Genomic DNA, 4,728 nt, shown 5'->3' with positions numbered 1-4,728 from the left:
ACACCGCTGGACCCGGATGTGGCGACCGAGGTCGAGGCCCGCCTGGTCCGATGGGTCCGCTGGAAGCTGCGCGTGCTCCGACAAGGTGCACCGCCGGCAACGCCACCGATGACCCACTTCCCCGGCGACGGGGTGACCGCGTTCGGGCTCGGAGCCGACCAGGCAGAACGGATCATCGCCTGGTCGGAGAAGGCAGCCGCCCGGCGGCAGGCAAAGGGCTCAATGCGAGGTCGCGGCGGCGCAGCCGCCGGCGACCTCATCGAGCTGCTGAGATCCGTGGATCTGACCACCGGCGAGATACCTCCGCCGGACCAAGCGAAGGAAGCCGAACCGGCCTAACCGGACAACGTGACGTCGAGCGTCGGGGCAGCGCGCTCGAGGACCGCCGCGTTGGCCGTGTCCTCTGGCGGAGTCAGGTATTCCAAGTGTCCGAATGCCTTCAGCTGAGGGGGGTGTCTGGGCTGTCGGAGAGGTCGGCAACGGTGGTGTGGTGATGGTGATGGGTTCGGCGGCTGTAGTGGGCGGCGTAGGTCGTCCAGTCGCCGGCGCTGGCGCGTTGCCATGCGACAGCGACGCTGATGTTGATGCCGAGCATTCGGGCCAACAGGGCGGCGGGCAGCTCGGTGGCGAGTTGGAACAGTGCGGTGGATCGGGATTGTCCGGGCCGGAGACCGAGCTTGCGGAGTCGCTCGCCGAGACGGGTGTCGCCGATGGGTCGTCCTGGCTGGCCGCCGGGGAACAGCCACGGCGAGTGTGGTTGGCTGCCGATTGCGGCGTGGCCCTTGCGGTTGGCGACGAGTTGGAGGGCGAGAGCGGCGAGCGGTTCGGGCAACACGACCGGTTCGGGGCCGAGACGAAGGCGGACTGTGCTGTCGGTGATCTCAACGTCTGCGACGGTGAGACGGCCGATGGCGGCGGGGAATTGGGCGTAGAGGAGCACGAGCAGTCCGGCGAAGCGGTCCTCTGCTTCGATGCTGTCGTCGTGGAGAAGCCAACGGGCTTGTTCCCATCGGATCTCGGTGTCGATCTGGCCCGATGGGCCGCCCCAGCGAACGGCTGGGAGTTCCAAGGCAGTCAGCTTCTGCCGCTTCGCCCAGCGCAAGAAGTTCCCGACGTCACGGCGGTGGGTGGCTTCGTCGCTTGCCAGCCAGCCTTCCAGGTCGCCTTGGCTGGCCGTGCCCAGGATCAGACCGGCGCCCGCCAACCAGTCGAGCAGGGCGATGGCGGCCCTGATTCGCTGGCGGACCCCGAAGTTCTGGTTGTAGGTGGCGGTGTCGTCGCCGAGTCGGTGACGGAGGCGGCGCAGAAGGTGCCAGGTGGCGTAGCGGTGTAGCAACTGCTGCTCGTCGGGGTCGACCCGGCCGGCGATGGTGTCAGCGATCCAGCGTTCGAGACGGACCATCTGCTCGTCGCGGGCGGGCAGGGTCCCGACCGCGACGAGGACGGCACGCAGATGCTCGACGGGCTTGCCTGGCGGCAGCTTGTCGAGGGCCTCATGGCAGAGTCCGTCGCCGGTGTCGAGGGCACGCAGGATTGTTGGAGCCGCGCTTTGGTCGAGCCAGCGGGCCACGGTCGTGGGCCGCTCCGTAACGGAGAGAGCCTGATACAGCGCTTGGTATTGCGGCCGGACGGTCCCGGAGTTGTCACCGAGAAGTTCGAGGAGCCGCCGGTCGACACTGCAGCGGGCGCAGTACCCGGCGTGGATGCGGCCCGGCTGCCCGCAGCCGCTGCATGCCTTCCAGAACTGGGGATCGGGCCGGGTGCAGGTTGCGCACAACGGCTCGTCAAGGGTGCCACCTCGGGTTGGCCGGACCTCTGCGCAGCGGGCGCAGCGGGCCCAGCGTTGCGTGCAAGCCCGACACCACGGCTGGCCGGTGGTCTTGGAGATCAGAGCCGGGCCATATCGTTCGCAGATGGCGCAGGTGAGAAGCTTCGCGGGGCGGCAGGTCTCGCAGAACACCTCGTCGGAGCGCCGCAGACTGACCGGTCGGCGCCGCCCGCAACCCGAGCAGGTTTCGTGGTTGACCGGGTCCCTGATCAAACACGAACCGCAGATCGGCGCCCCGTCGACATCGCGCGTCGCGGGCTCGCGCACGACGTGGCACCTGACGCAACGTTCGCCTCGGGAGCGGGCGACGCACATGCGGCACAACCTGAGGCCGTCTCTGGGTTTGACCAGCGCGATGACCCGGCCACAGTGCGGGCAAGCAGGACGAACGATATGGGCGGCCCCGGCGTCGCAGAGCCCGTCGATGAGGCGCAGCACCGACGGGACCGGGGCTTCGGCGCCCGCCCCGGCAAGCAGTTCTGGGCGTTCCGTGATCGCCCACGCCAGCCGGCGACGCTGCCCTGCGTTGGTCACCGCCGCGTCCACCGCGGCGATGACGACCCCAGCCGGCAATGTCGGGTCCACGGTGGTGACGACCTCGACGATGACCTCGAGGGGATCACGTTCATGGTCGGGAGGGCACTCGACGCAGTGCGGTCGCCCGTCGCGGTCACGCGTCGAGACCGGGCGAGTGAGGTCACAACGCGCGCACGGCTCCCGGTTCGAGCCGCAGAGCGCGCAATACCAGTCTTGGCCGCGTCGCTGCAGGGTTCGCAGGCTCTTCCCGCACGTCGCGCAGACTGGCGGCGACACGCGGAGAGCCCCCGCGGCCCGAAGTGCTATGAGCAGGTTTCCCACAACGCGCGGTGCCGGGGAGCGGCCATCGACGAGCACCGCCGGTCGATCAACGAGGAACTGGGCGAGACGGCGGCGCTTCGCCCGGCCTCCCGCCACAGCCTCCACGATGGCTTGGATCGTCGCCCGATCGAGAGCTGGCTCTACGTGTGCGACCAGCTCCACCACGACCCCAGCGGGTCAGCGGCTGCCTCGAGATAATCAGCCGACACCTATCGGATGCGGGCCCGCTTGGGGCGCAACGCGCCGATCCCGGCTTCGCCACCGGCTGCTGTCTTGGAGCGTCGAGCCTTGGGGGATTCCACCGGTTCGATCAGATCTGCCATGGTGCAGTCCAAGATGTCCAACAGGGCCATGAGCACCTTGAGGCTGAGCCGCTCGGGCCGTTCCACCACCAGGCGGTAGACCTGGCTGGAAGACAGGCGGATCCCCCGCGCTGCCAGCGCCGGGATGAGGTCGGTGGTGGCGAACATCTCCCGGCTGGCCATCACCTGGCGGAGGTTCCATCGGTAGTCGAGCTTCGCGGCCATCACCGTTCCTTCCCGTTGTCATCGTCGAGCGCCGGGGCGAGCGCCTTTCGCAGAGCGGTGTTCATGAAATCGGAGCTGACATGGGTGTAAATCGCTGTCGAGGTGTCACAGCGGTGACCCACCTGCTGTTGCAGGAAACGCCGGTCGGCGCCGTTCTCGGTCAGATGCGAGACATAGGAGTGGCGCAAAGAGTGCGGGGTCAGCTCCCGGCACAACCCCAAAGCGTCGCGGTAGGCGCCGAAACGGGCGTTGATCTCCGCCGGTTTGATCCTCCCGCCCCGTTCGGTCACCCACAACGCCGGGTGCTCCGCACAGCCGAAGCGGGGTCGGACGTTATCTACGTAGTCGGCCACCGCGTCGACCGCCCAGCCCATCGTCGACAACACATTGCGCCGCCGGGGCGGCTGTCCTCGCACCGCCTTGCCGTAACGGACGTGCAGCATCCCGAACCTGCCGAAGTCCGCGGCCGCCGGGTTGCGGCCCCAGTCCGCCAGGTCCAGCTTGGCCGTCTCGTTGCGGCGCAGCCCCCACCCGTAGATCACCTTGAACAGCGTGGCATCCCGGTAGGCGGCCAGCACCCCCTTGCGTTTCGCGACGACCGCCCGCTCCACCTGATCATCAGCGAAGTCGAAGAACGCCTGCAGCTCATCCCGGCCGAACGGCCGGGCCTCGGGACTGCCCTCGTAGTCGTTGAGGTGGGCGATCGTGTTCCACTCATGACAGATCGCCACCGGGTGCACCCCCGCCCCGAACGCCCCCTCGCACGCCGGGCCCCACCCGTAGCGGGCGTCGGTCAGGTACTCGCTGAACAGACGGACGTCGATCTGATAGTTGCGGACCGTCGCCGGGCTCAGATGCCGCTCGGTGGTCAACGACAGCGTGAACTCCTCCACGTGAGCCGGCAGCCAACCCCACGGGTACTCGTTGGTGAACTCGACGAACCGCCGGACCAGCTGCTCCCGGCCACCTATCGTCTCCTCCCGCAACCCCCGGGCGGTCTGCTGCGCCCGCCAGCCGCGCAACATCGCGTCGAACATGGCGTCCTCCGGTCGCAGCTGCGCCACCCCCGACACCAGCTCCAGACGCGCCGCGCCGGCCAGATCCCCACGTCCCAAATCACACTCCTGTCATTCCCGTTGAGGGAGAGGATCTTGCATCAAACGGGACGGCCCGTCAAACCCGCCTGCTCAGACGGCATCCACAGCCCAACAGCTCGACGCACTCCGAGCCTTGTATCGACAGGCGACCTGGGCTTTCTCTCGCGTCTGATGCAATTCCCGAGGGTTGGCGTAGATGAGGGTCATTTCCATGGAGCGATGCCCGAGCAGGGCGGCGATGGCTTCGAGGCGCATGCCTCGGTTGATGGCTTGGGTGGCCAGGGTGTGGCGCAGCTGGTGGGGGTGGACCCGGATGCCGGCGTGCCGCCCGACGCGTTTGACGATCCGGCCGATGGTGTGCCGGTCGAGGGCTCGCTGGTCCGCGATCAGACAGTGGTGGCGGCGGATCCACTCGCTG

Annotated in this window: 5 protein-coding genes; 2 read left to right on the top strand and 3 right to left on the bottom strand. The window is 68.4% G+C overall.

Features of this window, described 5'->3' with window-relative positions:
* Positions 1–339 (top strand): hypothetical protein (locus VNF71_14350; GenBank protein HVA75737.1); only part of this gene is annotated, 339 nt, incomplete at its 5' end.
* A gap of 100 nt (positions 340–439) precedes the next feature.
* Here VNF71_14350 and VNF71_14345 read toward each other — a convergent pair.
* The 3 genes from VNF71_14345 to VNF71_14335 are packed head-to-tail and all read right to left on the bottom strand — an operon-like array spanning position 440 to position 4,328.
* Entirely contained in the window at positions 440–2,851 is a 2,412-nt protein-coding gene (locus VNF71_14345) for a hypothetical protein (GenBank protein ID HVA75736.1), read from the bottom strand.
* 44 nt (positions 2,852–2,895) lie between these two features.
* Positions 2,896–3,213 carry a helix-turn-helix transcriptional regulator gene (locus VNF71_14340; GenBank protein ID HVA75735.1) on the bottom strand — a complete coding sequence of 106 codons (318 nt, stop codon included), beginning with the start codon at positions 3,211–3,213 and terminating at the stop codon, positions 2,896–2,898.
* Positions 3,213–4,328, bottom strand: a complete 1,116-nt coding sequence (locus tag VNF71_14335; protein HVA75734.1) for a tyrosine-type recombinase/integrase — start codon at positions 4,326–4,328, stop codon at positions 3,213–3,215. The genes VNF71_14340 and VNF71_14335 overlap by 1 nt, the downstream gene beginning before the upstream one ends.
* Before the next feature lie 201 nt (positions 4,329–4,529).
* Between VNF71_14335 and VNF71_14330 the strand changes: the two genes are divergently transcribed.
* Positions 4,530–4,728 (top strand): hypothetical protein (locus VNF71_14330; GenBank protein HVA75733.1); only part of this gene is annotated, 199 nt, incomplete at its 3' end.

It is taken from the genome of Acidimicrobiales bacterium, from assembly GCA_035533095.1.
Classification (GTDB): Bacteria; Actinomycetota; Acidimicrobiia; order Acidimicrobiales; family Palsa-688; genus DATLUM01.
Note: the sequence above shows the minus strand (reverse complement) of the source record. Positions and strands in the feature narration are given on the sequence as shown.